A 24,663-nucleotide genomic window follows, 5' to 3' on the forward strand; every position below is an offset into this window, starting at 1 on the left:
AAACCTAGCAAATCAATGGTAAAGAATAGCTATTGTAAAGAAATAACGGGGTCCTGGGCGAACTTGGCGCATCTTTTTAGTCCAACGCTTAGGGCCACCGCCAAGGCCATAGCTCAACCTAAGCACAATTTCTGTTAAATATCTGCTCTAAAGCCAAGGCTTGGGTGTGGTAAGCTTAGGCAATTTTTAATCAAACTCATGTTTTATCCACAGCTACTGGGATGCTAGGTAAAATCAGCCCTAGACCTGAATTAATAGCTGTTTTTTATCTAAGTGGACTATGCCATAGGGAGACCTTCGAATTGAATGCTGCAGCTACCAACAGTTTCTTTTTTATCGGCGGATTACTGGTTGCTGTCAGTATTTTGGTGAGTTCGGTTTCGTCACGGGTTGGGATTCCGATCTTAGTGATTTTCATGGGCGTGGGCATGATGGCTGGTACCGATGGCGTCGGTGGCATTGTGTTTAATGATTACTCGCTGACCTATTTTATTAGTAACTTAGCGCTGGCAGTGATTTTGCTCGATGGCGGTATGCGCACTCGGGTGGCTACCTTCCGCGTTGCACTATGGCCGGCGTTATCCTTATCCACCTATGGCGTCGTAGTAACGGCGGTGCTAACTGGGGTAGCGGCTTCTTGGCTGTTTAATCTGACCTGGTTAGAAGGCCTGCTGATTGGCGCAATTGTGGGCTCGACCGATGCCGCGGTGGTGTTTAATCTGCTTAATGGTAAAGGCTTAAACGAGCGGGTGGGGTCAACCTTGGAGATTGAGTCGGGCAGTAACGACCCGATGGCGATGTTTTTAACCGTCTCCTTAATTGGCATGTTGGTAGCCGGTGAGACCAGTTTTAGCTTAGATTTTTTAATTAGTTTGGTACGCCAATTTGGGCTGGGCACTTTATTAGGTTTAAGTGGCGGCTGGTTGTTGTTACAAGTAATTAATCGCTTAACCATTGCTGATGGTTTGTATCCGCTATTGGCAGTTAGCGGCAGCATCATGATTTATGCCTTTGCCGGCGAAGTCGGTGGCAGTGGCATTTTAGCTGTGTATGTCTGCGGTATGGTGCTAGGTAACCAGCCGATTCGTAACCGCCATGGCATTTTGCATATGTTTGATGGTTTGGCTTGGCTGAGTCAAATCGGCATGTTTTTGGTGCTGGGCTTACTGCTTACGCCCCATGAGTTACTCCCGATCGCGTTACCGGCATTATTGCTGTCGCTGTGGATGATTTTAGTGGCGCGGCCAGTGGCGGTGTTTACCGGCTTACTGCCATTTAGAGGCTTTAATCTGCGCGAGCGCCTGTTTATCTCATGGATTGGTTTGCGTGGTGCGGTACCGGTCATTTTGGCGGTGTTTCCATTAGTGGCAGGCTTACCTAATGCCCAGCTGTTTTTTAACGTTGCCTTCTTTATTGTGTTGGTTTCGCTCTTGTTGCAAGGTTCTACGCTGCCTTGGGCCGCGCGCAAAGCACGGGTTGAGGTGCCGCCGGTACCTTCACCCATTTCCCGCGCCGGTTTAGAGATTTATCCCACCAGTCAGTGGGAGTTATTTGTGTATCGTTTAGGTCGCGAAAAATGGTGTATTGGTGCGCCTTTGCGTGAGTTGAAAATGCCGGAAGGCACTCGTATTGCGGCTTTATTTAGAGATAACTGTTTGCTACACCCGAGCGGTTCTACCCGTCTTGAGGCGGATGATATTTTATGTGTGATTGGCCATGAAGAAGATTTATCGGCCCTAGGCAAGCTATTTATTAAAGCCCCTGAGCGCGGTTTGGATATGCGCTTCTTTGGTGATTTTGTGCTGGAGGGCGATGCCGAACTGGGTGATGTGGCGGCCATCTATGGCCTGAAACTAGAAAAGCTCAGCCCACATCTGACCTTGCGTGAATTTATCACCCATGCCGTAGGGGGTGAAGCGGTGGTCGGCGATCAAATTGAATGGCAGGGCTATACCTGGACGGTTGCGCAGATGGAAAATAACAAAGTGCGCAAAGTGGGTTTAAAGTTTCCCGACGGCAAAAAACCTGAGCTTGGCTTTTAGCTGAGTGAGCAGGTAGCAAATCAGCATTTCAAAATTAAGAGGCAATCAAGCGATGGCATTGCAGCAGAGTACTCATTTTAATTCGAGTTATCCGTGGCTGCAGTGCCGTTGGCTAATAGCACTGATTTTTTGCCTAGGTTGTTGCACCTTACTGCTACAGCCAACTGTGCAGGCAGCGGAGTTAAGCGCTGAGCAGGTGCAGCAAGAGCTAGATGATTTAGATAGCCGTAAGTTAACTGAAACCGAGCATGCAACGGTACAGCAACTGCTGGAGCAAACCTTAAGCTGGCTGAAAACCCGTGATGACTATGTGCGCGCGCAACAGCAATTGAGTCAACAGCTAGCCACTGCCCCCGAGCAAATTCGCCAAGCCGAGCAAGCCTTGCAGCGTTTTGTTCCGCAATCGGCTGAACGTTTTGCTGAGGCCCATAGTAATCAATCGATTGCTGAGCTTGAACAAGCCCTTGAGCAAACCAATCAGCAGCTCAATGCCTTACAAAAACAGCTCAGTGATGCCAATAGCTTAGTGATTACTACCCAAACGCGACCCGAGCGCGCACAGGCAGAAGTCACCAGTATTCAAGCGCGCATTCAAGAAATTAACACCCAGTTAAAGGCTAAAGAAGCAGCCAAAACCAGTTCGCCCGAGCGTCAAGAGCTATTACAGGCTGAGCTGCAAGCGATTCAGGAGCAAAGTAAGCTGCGCCGCGCTGAATTAGATGCCAATAACCAACTGCAAGAATTGGGCAGTGTGCAGCGGGATCTGTATCGCGCGCAGCTAACCGAGGTCGAGCAACAGGTGGCGGTGCTGCAAGAGTTGGTTAATACCCATCGTCAGCGTGAATCCCAGCAAGCGGTAGAAGAGTTATCGCTGGAAATTAGCCAAGCGGGTACGGATACACTCTTGGTGCGTGAAGGACGGTTGAATTTGCAGTTGTCGGATTACTTATTAATGGTGACCGAACGGCGCAATGATCTGACCCAACGTAACCTTAAGGTGCGCCAGCAGTTAGAAACCGTACAGCAAACCGATCAGGCCCTGGAAGAGCAAATCAGTGTCCTGCAAGGCAGCTTATTGCTGGCAAAAATTTTATATCAGCAGCAGCAGGCGCTGCCTTCGGTGAGTTTTGATCGTACCTTAGCCGAGCAAATTGCCGATATGCGTTTATATCAGTTTGAGCTACGGCAATTTCGGGAAAAAATTCGCGAGCCCGAGCGGTATGTGGATAAGTTACTTGGGGTGACCAGTGATCCGAGCGAAAATGCAGAATTACGCGGCAAGCTACTGGACACCATCAAAACCCGTAATCAATTGCTAGATAAGCTAAGTAAAGAATTAAACGCACTGCTGAGTGAAGCGATTAATTTACAGCTTAACCAAAAGCAATTAAAAAACTTATCCGATAGTTTGCGCGCCACTTTAGCTGAGCAAATGTTTTGGATTCCTAGTAATAAGCCGTTGGATGCTAGCTGGTTACAGCATTTCCCTGAAAATGCGCTGAAACAGCTAGAGCACTTACCGCTGCAAGCGGCATGGCAGGGCGTGTGGCAGGCTTGGGTAGCTATGCCGTGGTTATTTATCGGGCTGGCCGCGGTAGTTGTGGTGTTGTTGGCGTTACGGCCAAAACTCAATGCCTATGTGCAAAAAAGTAATCAAGACATTGGCCACTTTCGTTTAGACGGCCAGCTGCATACGCCCAAAGCGTTATTAATTACCATGCTCTATGCGCTTCCGGTTAGTTTACTCTTGGCTGGTGCCGGCTGGGGTTTGGGTTATCAGGCGGAAGGGGTGAATCGCTATCTTGGCGAAGCCTTGTTAGTTATGGCCCAGGTGTGGCTAGTGTTTAGTACGTTAGCTCGCATTTTAAAGCCCCACGGCATTGCTGAGGTTCATTTTCGCTGGCTTCCCAGTGAAAATACCTTTGCTCGCAAACAGGTGCGTGGGCTATTAGTGGTCATGCTGATGATGCTTCCGGTAGTGATTGTGGCGCAATATCAGCCAGCCATTTTAAGTGAAGATGTGTTGGGGCTAAGCACCATGCTAGTGGGCTTGGTCCTGTTGAGTGTGGTAATGACGCGCTTGATTTTGCACTCGTATCGCGGCAGCGCGCCCAATGCCTTTAAGCGCTTTTTAGGTTTAGTAGTAGCAATGGCGCCGTTAGGCTTAGTGATTGCCACCAGCTTAGGCTACTACTACACCAGTTTGAAACTTACTGGTCGGCTGTTTGGTACTTTATCTTTGTTTGTCGTGTGGTTGGTTTTAGAGGCCACGGTCGTGCGAGGTTTGGCAGTGGCAGCGCGGCGTTTAGCCTGGCAGCGCTCGGTTAATAGTAAAGTCAATCAGCCCCATGAAAGCAGTGAAGTGCCTGAGGTTGTGGCTGAGCCACAATTGGATATTAGCCAGATCAATGAGCAGTCATTACGTTTAGCACGGCTAATTTTATGGGGTGGCTTTTTTATCTCGTTGTATTGGTTGTGGGCCGATTTACTCTCGGTGTTTACCTATTTGGATAATATCAGCCTGTATCAAAACACCAGCGGCAGTGGTGATGCAGCAGTGACTGAGGTGGTTAGTTTAAGGGACGGCATTAATGCGCTGTTATTTGCCGCCGTGACCTTTATTTTGGCCCGTAACTTGCCCGGTTTATTAGAAGTTATGCTGTTATCGCGGATGAAACTGGCCCAGGGCAGCTCCTATGCCACTACCACCTTACTGTCTTACTGTATTGTGGCCACCGGTACGGTAGCCACCTTAGCCTCTTTAGGCGTGAGCTGGGATAAGCTGCAATGGTTGGTAGCGGCTTTATCCTTAGGTTTGGGCTTTGGTTTACAAGAAATTTTTGCCAACTTTGTCTCGGGGATCATTATTTTATTCGAGCGTCCGGTACGTATTGGCGATTTGGTGACCATCCGTAATATTTCAGGCACGGTGAGTCGGATTCGGATTCGCGCCACCACCATTACCGACTTTGATCGCAAAGAGCTGATTATTCCCAACAAGGTGTTTGTGACTGACCAGCTGATGAACTGGTCATTAAGCGATACCGTGACCCGACTGGTGGTAAAAATTGGCTTGGCCTATGAAACAGACCTGGTGCTGGCGCGTAAGCTAATGCAGCAGGTGCTGCAAGAAAATCAGCGCGTATTACGCGACCCAGAGCCAGGAATTTATTTTACCGGGATTAGCGCCAGCACCTTTGATTATGAGCTGCGTTACTATGTGCGTGACCTAGGTGATCGTAGCTCGTCAATGGATGAAATTCTGACCCGTCTGGTATTAGCCTTTCGCGATAATAATATCGATATGGCATTTAATCAGCTGGATGTTTTTATTAAAAATCAGCACAGCGAGACAGAAACCCATCTTGCTAGCACCCAGCTAGCAACTGACGCCGCAGGTTCGCCTGCTAGCAAGCAGCCGAGAACCGGTCAGAGCAGGGCTTAGTTGGTGGCGGAGAGTGACTGGCACTCAATGATTAAGTCCAAGCTATGGCTGGCGCCGGGTGCCAGGCTTAGGCAATCGTCCCAGATATTAGCGGTTTCAATGCACAGCATCTGCGGCCAAGCCGCCGGATCAAATTGTGACAGCTGTTGTGCTTTATCGGGTCCTGGATTCCACACCACGGCCGAGTGACTATGCTGGCTATGCAGTCGAATACGGCGCTGCCATAACTTATCCACAATTTGTAGGGTGCTGGCGGGCTGTAAGTAAATGCGATCAGTTTCGCCATCTAAACGTAATACCCCTGTTTGCTGGCGGGTTTGCCAGTGCGCTAAGGTTTCAATGTAGTGGCAGTTTTCTAAGCCAGTAACTTCTACCTGCTGAATCGCACTGACCGCAAAATAGCTATGCAGCGCTTGGCTAAGGTGTAGTTGCTTTGGCCCTAGGTTATCGGTAGTGAGCTGCAGATTTAATTGCTCGGCAGTTAATATTACTTCTAGGGTTAAGCGTGCGGCGTGCGGCCAGTCGGTTAAGGGCGTAGCTTGGGTATCTAACTGCAACACTAAGCAGGCGCTATCTGCGGTGGTGGCTTGGCTGAGCAGTTGCCAGCGTTGCAAACGGGCTAAGCCATGAAACGGCGCTTGGGCATGGGTCATCTGTTGTACGGCTTGTGGATTGCGCTCAATAGCACCAAACCATGGCCAGCAGATCGGAATACCGCCGCGGGCACTGCTATTGGAGTGAAACTCGGCTAAATCACTTAGCCAAATAATCGGCGCTTGCTCGGCTAGTTGATAGGTTAAAATCTGTGCACCCTGTGCACTAATTTGTAGCCGGGCCGGGCCCACACTTAACTGCCAGCCAGGCTGCTGGGCAAAGTGGGTTGGGATTATGCGTGGGCTCATTCGCGAGTACTCATCAAACTGAATGGGGGGGGTGGATAAAAAAGCCGCAAACCCAAGGCTGGATTTACGGCTGTTAGTTAGCAAAGTTGAGGGCTTAAGAGCCGTACACTTTTTCTGGTAACCAGGTAATGATTTCAGGCCAAATATAGGCCACCACTAGCATGGTCAGCTGAATGGCAATAAAGGGTAAAACCCCTTTGTACATTTGAATGGTGGGTACTGAAGCAGGGGTTACTCCACGCAGATAGAACAGTGAAAAGCCAAACGGCGGGGTTAAGAAGGAGGTTTGCAGGTTCATTGCAATCATTACCCCCAGCCACACAGGATCTAGCCCCATGCCAAGCAATACTGGGCCGACAATCGGAATGACCACAAAGGTAATTTCAATAAAGTCGAGAATAAAGCCCAGTAAGAAAATCACCAGCATCACCAATAAGAAGGCGCCGAGCACACCACCAGGTAGGCTATTGAAAATATCGTGGATAATATCTTCACCGCCAAAGCCACGAAATACCAGCGAGAACAGCGAAGCACCAATCAGAATCAAGAACACCATGGCGCTGATTTCAGCGGTGCTAAAGCACACTTCTTTAATTCGCTCGAGGGATAAGCGGCGTTTCGCTAGGGCAAGTAAAATCGCTCCAATCGCACCCACTGAGGCTGCCTCAGTGGGCGTAGCAACACCGGCTAGAATCGAGCCTAATACCGCCACCATCAGGACCAGCGGGGGCAGTAAGGCTTTAAATAACTTGCCCCAGTCTAGGTGGCCCAACTCTTCTTGGCTGAGTGCCGGTAGTTTTTTCGGCTGAAAAATCGCCACCCCAATTAAGTACAGAATATACAGCGCAACCAGTAAAAAACCGGGAATTAACGAACCAATAAACAGATCACCCACCGACACTGTTTTCGGCGAGAAAATACCCATGTTGGTCTGTGCTTGTTGATAGGCGTTACCTAAGACATCGCCTAACAGCACTAAAATAATCGACGGTGGGATAATTTGCCCTAGGGTACCGGTGGCCGCGAGGGTACCGGTCGCGACCGCTGGATCATAGCCGCGGCGGAGCATGGTAGGTAACGCCAGTAAGCCCAAAGTGACCACGGTTGCCCCGACCACACCAGTACTGGCGGCGAGCAATGCGCCGACCACGCACACCGAAATCGCTAGACCACCGCGTAGGGTGCCAAATAAGCGCGACATTGATTCCAGTAAATCTTCGGCTACCCGAGACTTTTCCAACATCACACCCATAAACACAAACAAGGGTACCGCCAGCAGCGTTTGGTTATTCATGATGCCGTATAAACGACTAGGTAATGAGCCCATAAAGCCCATATCAAAAATACCCATCAGCATGCCAAGCATGGCAAACAATAGGGACACGCCGCCCAGCACGAAGGCTACGGGATAACCCGCCATCAGGGTTAAACAGATAGCAATAAATAACAGCAGCGCCATTAACTCAGTCATGTTGCACCTGCGCAAATGGCACGCGGCCAAAGAGTTGGAAAAGGTAACGAATAAAATCAGCTAAGCTTTGTAAAATCAGTGAGCTAACCAGCAAAATAATGATCGACTTTTGCAGGTAAACATAAGCAAGACCGCCCGCTTCGCCAGATTTTTCCATAATTGCCCAAGAGTGCACCACATACGACCAACTGTTCCAGGCTAAAAATAAGCACACCGGTAGCAGCAACAATAGATTACCGAGGGCATCAATGGTGGCCTTTTTACGGGGTGAAAAGTTTTGGTAAAAAATATCCACCCGCACGTGGGCATTACGTTGCAAAGCCCAGGCAGCTGTGCCCATAAAGGTGAGGGCATGGGCATACATCACCGCCTCTTGTAACGCGGTAGCGCCGATGCCAAAGGCATAGCGCAGCAACACCACAGTGGCGATGCCAAACACTAAAAACAATACAAGCCAAGCACAGGCTTGGCCTAGCCGGCGATTAAGCGCGGTGATTAGCTCGGAAATTGCGAGCAACCAGTGAGAAGGGGAACTCATAGTCAACCTTGTTCTAAATAACGACAAATAAGTCGACAATTCTAAGCTGTGTGGCAAAAAATAACCATGCTCAGACAAAATATCCGCAAAATAACTGCATCAGCCTGTGTATAAGCTGAGGATTTATTGGCTAAGCTCACTATTTTATGCGTTATAGCGAAATGGTTAAAAAATAGTCAGTCACTTTAATTGATACCCAATAATCGCTAATCAAGATGTGGATAACTTGGGAGCAAAATCAGCTAAGGCTGATACTATGTGGCTTTGTGTTCAGTGGTTAAAAAATCAGCAAAAGTGCCCCAGCGTTGCGGTCAAGCATCATCGCCAGTGGCTGCTTTAACCCTGGCGCAGACTATGCCCATTTTTTTGGCATCAAGGTGTGAATAAGATGGGGGAGAATGGCGCTAGCTTAGGTTTATCAAGGGCTACAGGCTATCGCTTAAAAAATGAGCAGAGGCTTAAATTGATGCCCAATTGCGCGGTATCAGCCTGTGTATAAGCTGCGGATACTGGGCGCAAAGCTAGAATAATACAGGTGTTGCTGCGTTTGTATAAATTTTAACCAGTTAACCTAACTCAGCTAGCAGCTTTGGATTGGGCTAAAACAGCTTGCCAAGTTTTACCCAATTGGCGGGGAAGCCTGTGTGGAAGCGGTGTGGATAAAGTGGGGGCAGTTAGCGCTAGCCCACAGCCAGTCTGGCGGCTAGCTAATTTGTTTATAAAATAGTCAATCACCGCTGGTCGCGTCTCATAACTTAGGAGCGCAGTGCATAGTGCAAAAGGGTTTAGGCGAGTGCTGGTGTCTGGCTAAACTTTCTTGCAGCCTAGGAATCCGAGCTTAAATCATTAGCTTATTGTTTATGGGGATGCCTAAATGCAAATTTTTTCTCAGGTTATTCAACAACTAAAATTGACTGGGGCTGCTTTAGTGGTGGCAGGCTCGGCTATGGCATTGACCGATGCGTTAGCTGCTTAACCTATCCAGTTAGAAACCTATAAGCCCACTGCTGCAGAGACGATTTTTCCCGTCACTAGTAATTTAATCTGGGCTGAAAATGAGGTGTTATTAATTGATGCTCAGTTTGCTGCGCGGGATGCTCAGGCCCTGGTGAAAAAAATTAAAGACAGCGGAAAATCGCTCAACACTATTTATATCAGCCACGGCGATCCAGACTTTTATTTTGGTCTGGCGGTGATTACTGATGCATTCCCTGAGGCTAAGGTAGTGGCCACCCCAGCAGTAGTGCAGCATATCCAGCAAACCCAAGCCGCTAAATTAGCCCATTGGGGGCCAGAATTAGGCACCCAAGCACCTGTACGAATTGTTACGCCAGAGCCCTTAACCGAAGATCATCTGCAGTTTGCCGGTCACCGCATTGATATTATTGGCTTAACTAGTGCTACTCCAGAGCGTACTAGTCTATGGTTGCCCGAGTTAAAAACCGTGCTGGGTGGGGTGCTGGTTGATGCTGGTGAACATGTTTGGCTGGCCGATACCCAAACCCTAGAGTCACGCAAAACCTGGGTACAATTATTAGATCAGCTACTGGCCTTGCAACCCGAGCAAGTGATTCCTGGGCATTACAGCGGCACTTTACCCCAAGGCGATGCCGCCTTACGCTTCACTAAAGAATATTTGACCACCTTTGAGCAAGAGCTGAGCCAAGCAAGCAATGCCGATCAATTAATCCAAGTAATGCAGCAGCATTATCCACAGCTACCTGGAACAGAGGCATTAGCGTTAAGCGCCAAGGTATTAAAAGGGGAGATGGAGTGGGAGTGATTTAGGCTTTGGTGGCTGAACTGCGACTATTTAACAGCTAGTAAAAAAGAGCAATCTGCTTTAGAAGGGATGCTCTTTTTTTATTGGTCGGAGAAATAACCATGAGTGAGTCAGCGGTAAACCAAGATAATGCAAAAACCGAACAGCTAGCCTTCCAAGACTGTTATGCCGAGGATTTTAGTCATTGTTATGGTTGTGGGCGCAATAATAGTGCTGGGCACCAGCTTAAAAGTTATTGGGATGGTGAAACCACTGTGGCCTACTTTACGCCTAAGCCTTATCACACAGGCGGTGTGCCAGATAAAGCCTATGGCGGATTAATTGCTTCGTTACTGGATTGCCACGGCACTGCCTCGGCGGCCGCCGCCGCTTATCGAGCAGAAGGGCGCGATATGCACAGCCTACCGGCTATGCGTTTTGTTACGGGTAACTTGAATGTTAGCTTTGTCGCGCCGACGCCTTTAGATACGCAGCTGGAAATACGGGGTGAAATTGTTGAGATCAAACCGCGTAAAGTAATTGTCGATTTAACCTTAAGTGCACAAGGCAAAGTCTGTGCTAAAGGCCAGATGATTGCCGTTAAGCTGCCTGATGGCGCTTGGTAACTGTTAAGCTGGCAGGGTTTTTTGACTAAAGGCGGCGATGGCTATGCGCGATGATCCAATATTAAACCTGAACTTGACCCAGCGTTATGCCCAGTTGGGCAGTCAGTTTTATGCTGAGCAGCCGCCTAAGCCGCTGGCTGATCCACAGCTGGTGGTTGCCAGTGAGTCGGCGTTAGCTTTATTAGGGCTAACTGTAGCCGAGGCCCAAACCCCAGCATTTTTAGCGCTGACAGCTGGACAGTGGTTGCCTAGTAATGCGCGCCCCTTAGCGATGGTTTACGCCGGGCATCAGTTTGGTGGTTACTCACCAAGATTGGGGGATGGGCGTGGATTATTGCTCGGTGAGATAGAACACCCCGCCGGCGAGGTGTGGGAGCTGCATTTAAAAGGTGCAGGGCTTACGCCGTTTTCCCGGATGGGCGATGGTCGTGCTGTGCTGCGCAGCTCAATTCGGGAGTTTTTAGCTAGTGAGTATTTATTTGCTTTAGCTATTCCCACTAGCCGCGCTGCGAGCGTCACCGCTTCAGCCACTCGGGTGTGGCGCGAACAACAAGAAACCGCAGCCACCCTGTTACGCCTAGCCCCAAGCCATATTCGCTTTGGTCACTTTGAGTATTTTTACTACACCCGGCAACTGGATGAATTGCAGCAGCTGCTGGATTTTACGATCCAGCAGCATTTTGCCGAGTGTTTAGCTGTTGATAATCCAGTGGCGGCCTTTTTTTCGGAGGTGGTGGTATCCACTGCGCGGCTGATCGCCGAGTGGCAGGCTTATGGCTTTTGTCATGGGGTGATGAATACCGATAACATGTCGATTCTCGGCTTGACCTTTGATTACGGGCCTTATGCCTTTTTAGAGCAGTATCGGCCTGAGTACATTTGTAATGCCTCTGATCATCAGGGCCGTTATCGCTTCAGCCAACAACCGGCGATTGCCGAGTGGAACCTGACCGCGTTAGCTGAAACCTTAACCGGACATATTCCATTAGCTACCTTGCGTCAGGAGTTAGCGCGCTTTATGCCGCTGCAGCAAGAGTTTTACCTGCAGCGGATGCGTCAACGCTTGGGCTGGCAGGGCGAGCAAGCGCAAGACAGTGCCCGTATTGAACAATTACTAGGGCTATTGGCGAAAACCGAGCTGGATTATTCTCGGTTTTTCCGCGCTTTAAGTGAGCAGCCTGCGGCGACTTATTTGGCCGACTTACAGAGACAGCTGGCGGCTAATCTGGGTTTTGATGTGGCGGGCTTTAGCCAGTGGTGCGATTACTATTTACAGCGCACCGCAACAGTTGATGAGCAGCAGCGCCAAGCCCAGATGCAGGCGGTTAATCCGTTGTATGTATTGCGTAATTATTTGGCCCAGTTAGCGATCGAAGCAGCAGAACAGGGAGACTATCAGCCAACTCAGCGGCTGCATCAGCTCTTAACCCAACCCTTTGTTCAGCAAGCAAATGCTGATGCCTATGCAGCACCGGCGCCTGCCTGGGGCCGAGCGTTGTCTATTAGTTGCTCGTCATAACGGCTAAACGCAAGTAGCGTCAGCAAGCTGGCGCTAAAAAGAAAAGTGTTGTTGCTGGCGCTGCTTAAGGCCACGGTACAGTCGGTCCCAATCGGCCAGGGTGTGGATCCCTTGTTGCTCAGCAAGATGCAGTAAAATCAAGCTGAGTTCGGCGGTGGCTAAGGCATCGGCACTGGCATTGTGGCGCTGTAAAATATTTAACTTAAAGTGGCTTAGGCACTGATCAAGACTGCATGGGTTGGCTTCTAACTGCGGGCTTAGCGCCGGCGCGAGTAACGCCAGATCATAAAATACATGTTCTAACTTATAGTTGAGCAGTTGTTTGGCTTCGCGCACCAAGAGCCGCTGATCAAAATCGGCATGAAAGGCTAAGATTGGGCTATCGCCAACAAACTCTAAAAAGCGCAGGACAGCGGTCGCAGGGGCGATCCCCTTGGCCAGTTTACTAGGCGCTAACTGGTGGATTAGCACACTTTCGGTTACCTGTTGATCAGCCCGTTGGAGAGTACAGGCAAACTGCTTGCCTAACGGAATCCCACCTTGCTCAATGGCTACTGCCCCAATTGATAAAATACAATCTTTTAAGGTGTTGAGGCCGCTGGCTTCTAAGTCAACAATCACCCAGCGTTGTTGTTTAAGTGGCGTTTGGTCAATGGCTTTGCCAGGAGTCAAATTGGCCACGCGCCGCTGTTTGGCAAGCGACAGTTCGACTTGGGTTTTGCGCCAGGGATTCCACCAACTCACAACTTATACCTAAAGGTTAGGCTGCTTTGCAGACGCTGCGCTTGGCGAAAGGATTCGCGTAAAATTCGCCGATCTAAATGGTTAAGTTCGTCAGGATAAATACGATTAGAGTAGGGCAATTGATGGCGCGATTGTTGCTGATGCTGCTGCATCCTAATCAGTTGAATAAAATGATAGGCCTCGGCGTAGGCATCGCCATCTAAGCGCTCTATGACTCGCTTTTGTACCAGCTCGCGAATCCGCTCGAGGGTATTGGCTGTTTCAATACCGTGGCTTAAGGCTAGCACCCGAATGCCATCGACAAAGGGCGTGAGCCCTTTGGTTTTTAAGTCGAGGGTATCTTTTTCAGCACCTCGTTTACTCAGCTCAAAGTCGCGGAACAGGCCACCTAAGGGAGGGCGATGTTGCAGTGCATTATTGGCTAATAAGCGCTGAAAGGCTTTGTTATGGCGAATGCTTTCCAGTAAGTCTTTGCGTAAGCGTTTAACCGCGCTGTCTTCGCCCCAAATCGCCCGAAAATCAAAGTAGATTGTGGAGTACAGTAAGTTTTCTGGCGTGGCATCGCGCACACATTTGCTAAAGCGAGTGGCCCACTCACTGGCCGATAAACACAGCTCAGGGTTGCCCGCCATGATATTGCCTTTGCATAGGGTGAAACCGCACTTATCTAAGGCCAGATTGATTTCTTTGGCCAGTGGCAGCAATTTGCCGCGTATCGCATTGGCTTGTTCTTGGTTATCAGCGGCAAATAAAATCCCGTTGTCTTGGTCAGTATACAGGGTTTGCTCTTTACGGCCTTCACTGCCAAATACCAGCCAGGTAAAGGGAATACCGGGATCGCCATATTGCTCAAGACACAGCTCAATAACCCGACAAACACTGTGATCATTGAGCAGGGTGATCAGGTGCGTGATTTGCTCGGGGCTGGCGCCATGGGCAATCATACGCTCGACCAGCACATTTACTTCTTGGCGTAGTTCAATCAGCTTATCTAGGCTGGAAGCATGGCGAATGGTGCGGGCCAGATGGACCAAATCCATACGTTGTAAGGCAAACAAATCACGCTCGGAAATAACCCCAACTAACTTCCTGTGATCGACTACACAAATATGTGCAATGTGTCGTTCAGTCATAGCCAGTGCCGCATCAAAGGCACTGGTAGCTGAGGGCAGATAAAAAGGATCGGGCGTCATGACTTGGCTAATGGGTTGCTGTAAATCAGCCTCGCCTGTGGCAATCACCCGGCGCAGATCACGTAAAGTAAAGATACCTATTGGGTAATCCTGTGCGTCGACAATGGCTAAGCTGCCAATTTGTTGCTCATGCATCCGCTGCACTGCACGATAGAGCGGAAAGTCAGGTGTACAACTAATGGGCGAACGCAAGGTAAGTTCGGCTAAGGTAGCCTCCATCGTGTGTTGCGCACCCAAACTTTCTACCGCTTTCAGTTGCACTTGCTGGGTTGCTTGATCAAGCAAGCTACTGATGCCGCGTACGCAAAACTCGCGAAACACCGTGCATTGTTTAACCAGCTCAACAAAGGCGGACTTTTCTAGAAGCAAACAAAAACTATCTTCTGCGGCTAGATGGGTGGTGCGGGTTGGACGCTCAGCGAGTAATGCGGCAATCGGAAAACATTCGCCAGTGGTAATTTCAAAGGTAGTTTCAATGGCTGCTGCAGCAGGGTCTTGATCTTTTTGTGGGATCGAGCGAGCGCCCACAATGCGTCCTTGTTTAACGATATAAAAGTGCTCAATTAAGCCATCTTCGGGGGCAATAATAGGTGCACCCTGGGCAAAAAAGCGTAACGTGCAGTGATTCACCAAGTAATTAAGGTGGGTGATATTCATCTGACTAAAAGGCGGATACTTGCGCAAAAACTCCAAAATACCTTGGATGTTTTGTTGCACTGCAGTAAGTCCTGTCTGAGTAAAGCTATCACTGCTAGTCATGCTGCGCTCCGGATTATTGTTATGGTTTTTCTGCAGCGCAAGAGTGTAACAGCCTTCAGCTTTGGGCTGAAATACGCCAAAAGAATAAGCAGCTGTAACAAAAACAGCCGCAAAAGCGGCTGTTTTTTAACACCTAGGTGAGAACTTAGAGACCGTTTTTCTCTTTGAACTCACGGCGGCGGCGATGCAATACTGGCTCGGTGTAGCCGTTAGGCTGCGCTTTACCTTGCAGAACCAGCTCTAAAGAAGCTTGGAACGCAATATTGTCATCGAAGTTAGGTGCCATTGGGCGATAGATTGGATCGTTGGCATTTTGACGGTCAACGACTTCAGCCATGCGCTTCATGGTCTCAACGATTTGCTCTTCAGTCACGATACCGTGGCGTAACCAGTTAGCCATGTGTTGGCTAGAGATACGCAGGGTGGCACGGTCTTCCATTAAGCCGACATCGTTAATATCAGGTACTTTCGAGCAGCCGACGCTTTGGTCGATCCAACGTACTACGTAACCTAAGATACCTTGGGCGTTGTTATCCAACTCTTGCTGAATTTCTTCGGCAGTCCAATCGGTATTGGGTGCTAACGGAATAGTTAAAATATCGTCTAAAGAAGCAAACTTACGGGCTTTTAACTCGTTCTGACGGGCAAATACGTCAACTTTGTGGTAGTGCAGAGCGTGCAGTACCGCTGCTGTAGGTGAAGGAACCCAAGCAGTGTTGGCACCAGCCATCGGGTGGCCAATTTTCTGCTCTAACATGGCGGCCATCAGATCAGGCATAGCCCACATACCTTTACCAATCTGCGCTTTGCCTTGTAAACCTACTGCCAGACCGGTATCAACGTTCCAGTCTTCGTAAGCGCCGATCCACTTCTCACCGCGCATTGCAGTTTTGCGTACCATTGGGCCCGCTTCCATGGAGGTATGGATTTCGTCACCAGTACGATCTAAGAAACCGGTGTTAATGAATACCACACGCTCTTTGGCAGCAGCGATACAGGCTTTGAGGTTAACTGTGGTGCGGCGTTCTTCATCCATGATGCCCATTTTCAGGGTGTTGCGCTGCATGCCTAATACGTCTTCGACGCGCTCGAATAGCTCGTTAGCAAAGGCCGCTTCTTCTGGGCCGTGCATTTTTGGCTTAACAATGTACACGCTACCGGTGCGGCTGTTGCCACGGCTGGTATTGCCATTGAGGTTATGCAGGGCAATTAAGCTGGTGAATAAGCCGTCCATGATGCCTTCAGGCATTTCGTTGCCTTGCTCATCGAGGATCGCAGGGTTAGTCATCAGGTGACCAACGTTACGTACGAACAGTAACGAACGACCATGCAGTTTAACTTCTTCACCGTTTAAACCGGTGTAGACACGGTCTTCATTCATGGTACGGGTAAAGGTTTTGCCACCTTTGCTGACTTCTTCAGCTAGGTCACCTTTCATCAGGCCTAACCAGTTGCTGTAAACCAGAGTTTTATCGTCAGCGTCTACTGCAGCAATGGAGTCTTCACAGTCCATAATGGTAGTGATCGCAGCTTCCATCAGGATATCTTTAACCCCAGCGGCATCGGTTTGACCGATTGGGCTGTTGGCATCAATTTGAATCTCAAAGTGCATGCCGTTATTTTTCAGCAGGATCGTCGTTGGAGCTGTGGCTTCGCCTTGGAATGCGATCAATTGTTGATCGTCGCGTAAACCGGTATTGCTGCCGCCTTTAAGGCTAACGATTAGCTTGCCATCTTCGATGCGATAGCTAGTGGCTTCAGCGTGTGAGCCTGCAGCTAAAGGTGCGGCTTCGTCTAAAAAGGCACGACCAAAAGCAATGACTTTGTCACCGCGTACTTTGTTATAGCCTTGACCTTTTTCAGCGCCGTCGGCTTCGCTGATTGCGTCAGTGCCGTACAGTGCATCATATAAAGAGCCCCAGCGCGCGTTGGCTGCGTTGAGCGCAAAACGTGCGTTAGTAATTGGCACCACCAGTTGTGGGCCAGCCATACGGGCAATTTCTTCATCTACGTTTTGCGTAGTGGCTTGGAAATCTTCGGCTTCGGGTAGTAAGTAGCCGATTTCCTCTAAGAATGCTTTGTAAGCAACAGGATCGTGTGCTTGACCTTTACGCGCGAGATGCCACTCGTCAATTTGTGCTTGTAGCGCATCACGCTTTTCTAAAAGAGCACGGTTTTTCGGTGCTAAGTCTTTTAAAACTTGGGTTGCACCTTCCCAGAACGCCTCGGCGGTTAGGCCGGTGCCAGGGATAGCTTGATTATTGATAAAGTCGTATAGGACTTTGGCGACTTGAAGGCCACCTACTTGAACGCGATCTGTCATTGTTGTCTCACTTTGCTGTGGAAACGCCGGAAAAAATAATTAACGACCCAAACAGGCCATGTAGTGACGTGAAAAGCATACTACAGGAAATAATATGAAAAAACAGCGACTAAGCAGGAAGCGCAACAAACTGACAGGGATTGTCAAAAAACAGGCAAAAAAAACTCCGAACTTCAAATTGGGGAGGAAAGTTCGGAGTTAAGCCGAACCACTAGGGGATTGGTTCGGTATCTGCCAACATTAAACACATCAAGGAGCTTAAGCGTTAATCCGTAACACTCAGGTAGTAAGAAAAGCAAAGCTAGAAAAGGTTCAGCAGCTTTATAAAAAGTTACATTTGTCCCGATTAACGGATTAAATGCAGCGATTTGGCCCTGTAGCTAAGCTAAAATGACATTAATTTAATTCGTATCTAATGGAGGTAGCGGTATGCAGAGCAGTCAATTAGTAGGTGCGCTGCTAGCGCAATTAAAAGGACAGCCACTGGCTGAAATGGCGCAAAGTTTAGGGATAAGTAGTGAGCAAACTGAATCTGCCGTTGCTACGGCGCTGCCGCTATTGGTGGCCGCTTTAGGACAAAATGCCAGTCAGCCGCAAGGAGCTGCAGAGTTATTTAGTGCGTTGACTAAAGACCATAGTCAAGTAGCTAGTGGTAATGGCTTAGGCGAGTTATTGGGTGGTTTAGCTCAGCAGCTATTAGCCGGTAACTCAGGACAGAACCAAGCAGCGGGCGGTATTTTAGGGCATATCTTTGGCAATAAACTACCCCAAGCTGAAGCCCAATTAGGCCAAGCCACAGGTTTGAGTACGGGCTTGGTTGATCAGTTATTGAAGCTGCTGGCGCCAGTGGTTATGGCATTTTTAGCCAAGCAGGTAATGTCGGGCGGCATGGATGCGAATGATCTAGGTAAAACCCTAGGCGCAGAGAAGGCGCAAATTCAACAACAGGGTGGTTTAGGCAGTGTATTGGGCGGCTTGTTGGATCAAGACGGTGATGGCCAGTTTGGTGTCAGTGATTTGCTGAAACTGGGGGCTGGGTGGTTGAGGCGTTAGTTTAGAGGGTTAGCTTGTTAAGTGAGCCGTTTATCTTATAAAAATGGCCACTTGTCTTACTGGGCTAGTACTCGAAAAAATAGCAAGAAACAATTACATGGCTAGTTAAAGTATGAGTTGCATGCAGTGGTGTTAATAAATATATGAAAATTAAATATAGTCAAGGGTTGACACTTATAGAGCTTATGGTAGGAGTTAGTGTCCTCGCTATTTTGCTTAGTTTGTCATTTCCATCTTTTCGCTCTTTGATAGATAAAAATAATGTTGATGCGGCCGTAAATGACTTACAGAGGTTGGTGCAATATGCGCGAACTGAAGCTGTTACTCAAAGAAAAAATGTTAAAGTGTGCTTAGCTGAGAAGGAGGGTAATACTTGCGTCAAAGCTCCTAGTTTAAGTAATAGGCTTATAGTGCTTGGTGAAAATAGTGAGCTTTTATATGAGACGGAGTTCAGTAAAACTCAGCTTGTATTAAGACCAGTAGAATTTAGCTTTGCTGTAAATGGTAAAACAAATAATAAAATTTGTTTTATTGTAAGTAGTCATTCTGCTCCAGAGAGCTATGTTGAGCTAAACGAGTATGGAATGCTTAAAATTAAAAAGCAAACATGCGCAGGATAAAATATGATTAATTATAAGCGACAGCATGGCATTACTTTAATTGAGGTAATGGTTTCTGTATTGGTTTTAAGTGTTGGGTTGCTTGGTTATGTTTCATTGCAGGCGCAAAGTATAAAAAGCAATAAAAGTGCTTATTATCGATCGCAAGCAAATATTTTGGCGCAAGATATTTCTGAGCGTATGCGTACGAATAGATTTGATGTAGAGCGTGGTTTGTACGATATTGCTAATGAGGCTGTAGGCACGTGTAAAAATACGCTTAGTGATAATCAATCTATAGCGAAGAAAGATATTTTAGATTGGAAGAATATGCTGGCTTGTTTGATTTCAGATGCAGATACAACACGTGTTTCTATTCAGCGACAGCATAGTGACTTAGGTAATACAGTTATAATTAAAATCACTTGGGATGACTCCTATGGTGAAATTGATTCTGTAAATGAATTAGAGAAAATGTATACAGTAGAGTATCGGACAGATATATGAAATTATGTTTTAAACAACAGTATGGTTTTAGTATTGTCGAGTTGATGGTTGCTATGCTGATAGGGCTTATTCTAATGTTAGGCGTTACCCAGCTATATGTATCAAGCAAGCAAACAGCAAGAACAAATACTGCTTTAGCGCGTGTGCAAGAAACAGGACGATTTGCGATTGAGACCCTAAGCTACAGTATCCGCAATGCTGGTTATAAAGGAAACTGCATTAGCCTTGCTCAGTATCGAGCTTTTCCTCTAGATAGTGCTGATAATCGGCTGAATATTAATGTGCCTATTACGGTGTATAAGAGTGGAACAACTTATTTAAAGGGTGATCAACAAGTTGAGGGTAGCGATGGGCTTTTAGTTAACTATACCATGCCAGGTGTGACTTATTATGGAGTGGAAACTAATGCGATGACGGGTGTAATTAAAATAGGTGAAGCACCCAGTGCTAAACTTGCAAAAGGCATCAATAATTACTCTAAAAGTTCTCCATTAATTGTTTCTAGTAGCGCAGGTTGTGATGTGTTTGTCAATGGAGCTGATAAAGGAAGTTATGAGTTTTATCAGTATGGTAAAGAGAGTGAGAGCCGCTGGAGTAATGATTATAGAATATATTTTGATGTATTACCACTCGTGAGTGAATACTATTATATAGCAGTAAATAGTGAGGGTAATCCAGCATTATTTCGAGATGAGTATAAAGTGATTGATAATTCTCTAGTCACTGAGCGTCAAGAGCTTTTAGAAGGCGTTGTCGAATTGAAGATGGAATATGGAATAGACGAAAATAGAGATCGTATTATTGATCGATATGTCAGTTTAGATGATATGAAACAGCCCGCAGACTGGGGAAATGTAGTTGCTGTACGTGTTTATATGGTCGTAACAGGTGACAAAAATACAGTGGATGAAAATATTACGTTAAAGTTGCCTGTGGATATTTTTCCAGATAAAGATAACAACTTTTTTAAAGTAGTGAATGGAGCTTTGACAGTAAAAGATAAGAGAATGGCACAGGTTTTTATTAGTACTATTGCAATCAGGAATAAACTGCCATGAGTTTTAAAAAACAACAAGGTGCTACCCTGTTAGTATTATTAATTTTTTTGTTGATCTTAACAACTATTGGGCTTAGTGGTGTTTCTAGTACAATATTACAAGAAAAAATGTCTAGCAATCACTTGCAAAGAGGTATTGCTTTCCAAATGGCAGAAAAAGGACTGCGCGATGGAGAGAAAGCAGCTTTAAAAATACCTTACACTCAATATGATAATAAGCAATTTGGGGATATTGTTAAAACGATACCTGCTAAGAAATGCGATGATATAAAGTGTTCGGCAGATATTGTAATTACTAAACTGGAGCACCCAGGGCAATTATCAATTCAAGACTTAGTTAACCCACAATTATCAGGTGGTGGCTCTTTAGCTGCAGGTGAAGAAATGGTTTTAGATTTTACTTTATTAAAAATAGAGAGCACAGCTACTAATACAGATGGTGCTGCAGAGGTAAAACTAATTTCTACTTTTTTTGTGGAAGAGTAAATTATGATTAATGTACGATTGTTTTTGATTTCAGCTTTAACATGCTGGTCTATTGGGCAAACTGCTGCTGCTAGTGTTGCACAAACACCTTTATTATTAGGTAGTGGTAATGTTCCAGGTAGTTTAGCTTTAGTTCCTTCAGTTGAGTATCCTACGGTGGTATCTATTGCTAATACGGGAGAGTTTGACCCCAAAAGAACTTATGCGGGATATTTTGACTCTTTAAAGTGCTATAAATATGAGCGTAATAAATATGAGCGTAATGAGATAGAGTATTTTAACCCTACGAAAAAACTAGCAGATGTAGCTAATACCTGCGGGGGCAGGCAGACAGAAGAGTTTCATGGTAATTTTTTAAACTGGGCCTTTACCCCAACTATTGACCCATTTCGTGCGGCTCTAACTGGTGGTAATAGACTAGTTGATACTGAGACCCTAACTATTTTGCAAAAAGCACGCAACCCGGGAGGCGGAGGCAATAGAGAATATAATAAAACTATTCCTGATGGCTATACGCCTTATGGTAGTAATGCGCGTTTGAAACGTATAAACGTATCGGGAAAACAATATAAGGCTGAGGTTCAGCTTAATAAGGTAAATTATAGTTATTTTGTTAGAGTTAAAGTATGTGACCCTAGGTTTCTAGAGGAGAATTGCCAGCCTTACCCCAATGGAGGATACAAGCCAGAGGGGCTGATACAGCAGTATGCAAGGGAACTGCGTTACAGTGCTTTTGGTTATCTTAATGACAGCAGTAATAATCCTTATCGTAAGGGTGGGGTGCTACGGGCTGAACAAAAATATGTCGGCCCTAAAAAGCCTGTGTTTGGTGGCGTTGGAGAAGAGGCAAACCCTCAGGCAGAGTGGCGAGAAGATACAGGCCAGTTAATCCAGCATCCAGATGAAGATGCAAATAAAGATAAAAGCTTTTGGCCCGATTATGGTAATAGTGGAGTAATTAACTATATTAATAAGTTTGGAGAGTGGGGAACTCACAGCTTAAAAAGTTATGATCCTGTGAGTGAACTTTATTACACAGCAATAAGATACTTTAAAAATCAGGGTAATGTCGCTGAATACACCGTTAGAAAAGAGAAAGAGAATGTTGAACAACAGGCCGATCGCTTCCCTGTGATTGAACGTAACTGGTCAGATCCCATTAATTACTCTTGCCAGAAAAATATTATTTTAGGTATTGGCGATGTTAATACTCACCAAGATAGGAACTTACCAGCCCAAGGTGATAACTTGCCATTGAATGCCTACACAAACAAGATACTTGGAGCTGAGGGGAGTCTTAAAACTGCAGAGCAAGAATTTACAGGTAGGAATAACTCTGCTTATATTGCAGGCTTAGCCTATTATGCTAATACAACCAATATAAGACCTAATCAAAATTTAGGGGATCAACGGATATCGACCTACTGGATTGATGTTCGTGAGAACGAACATTTGGCCGATCGCATTAAGAATCAATATTGGCTAGCTACTAAATATGGCGGGTTTACTGTACCTAAAGATTTTGATCCATTAAAGGATTTTATCAAGGAGAATTCCTGGTGGACAGATGAGGATAAACTGGAAAATGGTAATCTAAGGCCTAGAACTTTTTATGTGGCCAGTGACGCTAACTTAATGGTAAGGAGCTTGAAAGAAGCTTTTGCTAATATTGTACAAAGCTTAAGAAGTACTACCACCTCTTTAGCTGCAAATAGTACTTCTTATATTGAAGGTACCATTGCATATCAGACGCTATTAAGTACAGACCGCTGGAGTGGTGATATCATCGCAAAAGATATTGTCACTAATGTTAAATCATGGAGCGCTGCAGAAGAGCTTGATAAAGTTAAATACGATGATAGAAAAATATTTACGTTTGATGGTAAAGGCAAGCCTTTTAATACAGCTTCCTTATCTGCAGGTTATAAAAAATCTTTATCTGATTCGGCGAATATAGACTTGATAGTTAAATACCTGAGAGGTGATCGTGCAAATGAGCGCTCAGGAAAAAACCTAGAGGGTATATTTAGACAGCGAGATAGTGTGCTAGGAGATATTACTAATTCAGATCCACAGTATATGCAGCATCAAAACTTTGGTTATGCACAAATAACGGGTGGACTTTTTCATAGTAGCGATGTTGGTCAAAAATATATTGAGTATCGGTCATCAACTCCATATAAAAGCAAGCCGGGTATTTTAGCTGTAGGTGCTAATGATGGCATGCTGCATATTTTTAATGCAAAGAATGGAGAAGAGTTATTTGCCTATATTCCACGGAGTGTTGTACCTAAGCTAGAGCAGTTAGTTAAGCATGAGTATTCGCATCTGTATTATGTGGATGGTACCCCGCGTATAGGTGATGCCTATATTAATAATGAGTGGAAAACTATTCTGATAGGTAGCACGGGAGCTGGTGGAAACTCTATCTTTGCTTTAGATGTTAGTAATCCAGAAAAAATGGATGCTGGGAGTGTACTTTGGGAGTTTAATGGTGATGATCAAGATAAACTAGGATTAACGATTGCTCAGCCAACCCTGGTGCCGCTAAATAATGGAAAATTTGGTGTAGTTATTAGTAGCGGATATGAGCGTGAAACTAATACAAAGAACTATATATGGATACTTGATGCTGCAGATGGAAAAATTATTAAAAAAATTGAGCTTAATACCTCTGGAGATTTAGGCTCTGTTTTAGCTGTTGACTTAAGTAATAACAAAACTGCAGATCGGCTTTATGTTGCGGACACTGTAGGTAAGGTTTGGAGAATAGATGTAGCAGATTCTAAAGTAGATAAATGGCAAATACCGGCTAGCCTTAAAGGTAAAGAGTTATTTTCTGCAGTAGACCCGAAAGGACGTCCTCAGCCAATTACAGCACCATTAGATGCTGCTTATACTCAAGATAAGCGTTTAATGCTCTTAGTAGGTACAGGTAGTTATTATAAAATGAATGATGGTGTTATTGGTGAGGATCCAATTATTAACTCTCTTTATGGACTTGTAGATGAGGGAAAACCAATCTTAAAGAGTGGGCTTATCCAGCAGGAAATTTTGCAGGAAAGCATGATTAATGAGATGAGCGTACGGGTAGTTACTGATATTCCAATGCGGCCTGATTCTAATGGATGGTATCTTAATTTATTGTGGAGTGAAGCTAGAGGAGGTAATGGTGCAGAAGGTGAACGTATTATTGCGCGCCCTACTCTAGGAGGTAATCGAGTAACCTTTACTAGTTTAATTCCTTCAAGTGATCCTTGTTTAGCTGGTGGCCGTAGCTGGATTATGAGTTTAGATTTAGCAACGGGAAGCCGCCTTAACTATTCTTTCTTTGATTTAAATAAAGATGGGATTATCGATAGTAATGATTATGTAGTGCTTAAAGATAAAGACGGTAATGAGCTTAAAGATAGTAACGGAAATGTAATTAGAGTACCCTCTTCAGGTTTTAGTAACCCTAACAGTGGTGTTATTAAAAAGCCTTTAGTGCTTGATGCTAGAGACTCAGGTAAACGCTATCTATGTTACGCTAGCTCTGAAGGTGCGAAGAGTGAAGTGGGCGTAGACGCTAATTGTATTGAAATTTTAGGAGGGGTGAACTCTTCTAATCGTTTATCTTGGCATGAGGAAAACTAGT

General features: G+C 46.2%; 17 protein-coding genes. 11 read left to right on the forward strand and 6 right to left on the reverse strand.

Translation table 11 applies throughout. The features are described from left to right. Positions 1-302 precede the first annotated feature (302 nt). Entirely contained in the window at positions 303-2,042 is a 1,740-nt protein-coding gene (locus AC2T15_RS01165; protein WP_486778513.1) for a potassium/proton antiporter, read from the forward strand. A 52-nt stretch (positions 2,043-2,094) separates the two neighbouring features. Continuing rightward, positions 2,095-5,487 (forward strand): mechanosensitive channel MscK, encoded by a 3,393-nt coding sequence (mscK, locus tag AC2T15_RS01170; RefSeq protein WP_486778514.1) that lies wholly within the window; start codon positions 2,095-2,097, stop codon positions 5,485-5,487. Here the strand turns inward: mscK and AC2T15_RS01175 are convergent. The 3 genes from AC2T15_RS01175 to AC2T15_RS01185 all read right to left on the reverse strand — a co-directional run bounded on the left by AC2T15_RS01175 (position 5,484) and on the right by AC2T15_RS01185 (position 8,398). Beyond that, positions 5,484-6,389, reverse strand: a complete 906-nt coding sequence (locus AC2T15_RS01175; RefSeq protein ID WP_486778515.1) for a D-hexose-6-phosphate mutarotase — start codon at positions 6,387-6,389, stop codon at positions 5,484-5,486. The genes mscK and AC2T15_RS01175 overlap by 4 nt on opposite strands. A gap of 94 nt (positions 6,390-6,483) precedes the next feature. Then, positions 6,484-7,860 carry a TRAP transporter large permease gene (locus tag AC2T15_RS01180; protein ID WP_053101013.1) on the reverse strand — a complete coding sequence of 459 codons (1,377 nt, stop codon included), beginning with the start codon at positions 7,858-7,860 and terminating at the stop codon, positions 6,484-6,486. Then, the gene (locus tag AC2T15_RS01185; protein ID WP_486778516.1) at positions 7,853-8,398 is read right to left on the reverse strand and encodes a TRAP transporter small permease subunit; all 546 of its coding nucleotides are present in this window, start codon (positions 8,396-8,398) and stop codon (positions 7,853-7,855) included. Before AC2T15_RS01185 ends, AC2T15_RS01180 begins: the two co-directional genes overlap by 8 nt. Positions 8,399-9,416: 1,018 nt before the next feature. On the opposite strand from AC2T15_RS01185, the gene AC2T15_RS01190 reads away from it, so the two are divergent. From AC2T15_RS01190 to AC2T15_RS01200, 3 genes are all read left to right on the forward strand, one after another. Continuing rightward, positions 9,417-10,181, forward strand: a complete 765-nt coding sequence (locus AC2T15_RS01190; RefSeq protein WP_486778996.1) for an MBL fold metallo-hydrolase — start codon at positions 9,417-9,419, stop codon at positions 10,179-10,181. Between the two features lie 101 nt (positions 10,182-10,282). Further along, positions 10,283-10,786 (forward strand): PaaI family thioesterase, encoded by a 504-nt coding sequence (locus AC2T15_RS01195; protein ID WP_486778517.1) that lies wholly within the window; start codon positions 10,283-10,285, stop codon positions 10,784-10,786. A 43-nt stretch (positions 10,787-10,829) separates the two neighbouring features. Further along, complete coding sequence (locus tag AC2T15_RS01200; RefSeq protein ID WP_486778518.1) at positions 10,830-12,305, forward strand: protein adenylyltransferase SelO; 1,476 nt, start codon at positions 10,830-10,832, stop codon at positions 12,303-12,305. A gap of 33 nt (positions 12,306-12,338) precedes the next feature. Here the strand turns inward: AC2T15_RS01200 and AC2T15_RS01205 are convergent, their stop codons facing one another. From AC2T15_RS01205 to AC2T15_RS01215, 3 genes are all read right to left on the reverse strand, one after another. Then, positions 12,339-13,049 (reverse strand): 3'-5' exonuclease, encoded by a 711-nt coding sequence (locus tag AC2T15_RS01205; RefSeq protein ID WP_486778519.1) that lies wholly within the window; start codon positions 13,047-13,049, stop codon positions 12,339-12,341. Then, positions 13,046-15,001: a putative nucleotidyltransferase substrate binding domain-containing protein gene (locus tag AC2T15_RS01210; RefSeq protein WP_486778520.1), complete on the reverse strand. Its 1,956-nt coding sequence runs from the start codon at positions 14,999-15,001 to the stop codon at positions 13,046-13,048. Before AC2T15_RS01210 ends, AC2T15_RS01205 begins: the two co-directional genes overlap by 4 nt. A 145-nt stretch (positions 15,002-15,146) precedes the next feature. After that, a complete protein-coding gene (locus AC2T15_RS01215) occupies positions 15,147-17,324 on the reverse strand; it encodes a malate synthase G (protein WP_053103353.1) in 2,178 nt (725 codons plus the stop codon). A 429-nt stretch (positions 17,325-17,753) separates the two neighbouring features. Here AC2T15_RS01215 and AC2T15_RS01220 point away from each other — a divergent pair, with 429 nt between their 5' ends. The 6 genes from AC2T15_RS01220 to AC2T15_RS01245 all read left to right on the forward strand — a co-directional run bounded on the left by AC2T15_RS01220 (position 17,754) and on the right by AC2T15_RS01245 (position 24,662). Next, positions 17,754-18,377: a DUF937 domain-containing protein gene (locus AC2T15_RS01220; protein WP_486778521.1), complete on the forward strand. Its 624-nt coding sequence runs from the start codon at positions 17,754-17,756 to the stop codon at positions 18,375-18,377. Between the two features lie 143 nt (positions 18,378-18,520). Then, positions 18,521-18,997: a GspH/FimT family pseudopilin gene (locus AC2T15_RS01225; RefSeq protein ID WP_486778522.1), complete on the forward strand. Its 477-nt coding sequence runs from the start codon at positions 18,521-18,523 to the stop codon at positions 18,995-18,997. 3 nt (positions 18,998-19,000) lie between these two features. Next, positions 19,001-19,483, forward strand: coding sequence for a type IV pilus modification protein PilV (gene pilV / locus AC2T15_RS01230; protein WP_486778523.1), 483 nt, complete (start codon positions 19,001-19,003; stop codon positions 19,481-19,483). Beyond that, a complete protein-coding gene (locus tag AC2T15_RS01235) occupies positions 19,480-20,541 on the forward strand; it encodes a PilW family protein (RefSeq protein ID WP_486778524.1) in 1,062 nt (353 codons plus the stop codon). The genes pilV and AC2T15_RS01235 overlap by 4 nt, the downstream gene beginning before the upstream one ends. After that, positions 20,538-21,026 (forward strand): pilus assembly PilX family protein, encoded by a 489-nt coding sequence (locus AC2T15_RS01240; RefSeq protein WP_486778525.1) that lies wholly within the window; start codon positions 20,538-20,540, stop codon positions 21,024-21,026. The genes AC2T15_RS01235 and AC2T15_RS01240 overlap by 4 nt, the downstream gene beginning before the upstream one ends. A gap of 3 nt (positions 21,027-21,029) precedes the next feature. Continuing rightward, positions 21,030-24,662, forward strand: a complete 3,633-nt coding sequence (locus AC2T15_RS01245; protein ID WP_486778526.1) for a pilus assembly protein — start codon at positions 21,030-21,032, stop codon at positions 24,660-24,662. Position 24,663: the final 1 nt, after the last annotated feature.

This window comes from Thiopseudomonas sp. SA1F2-1K, assembly GCF_057443035.1.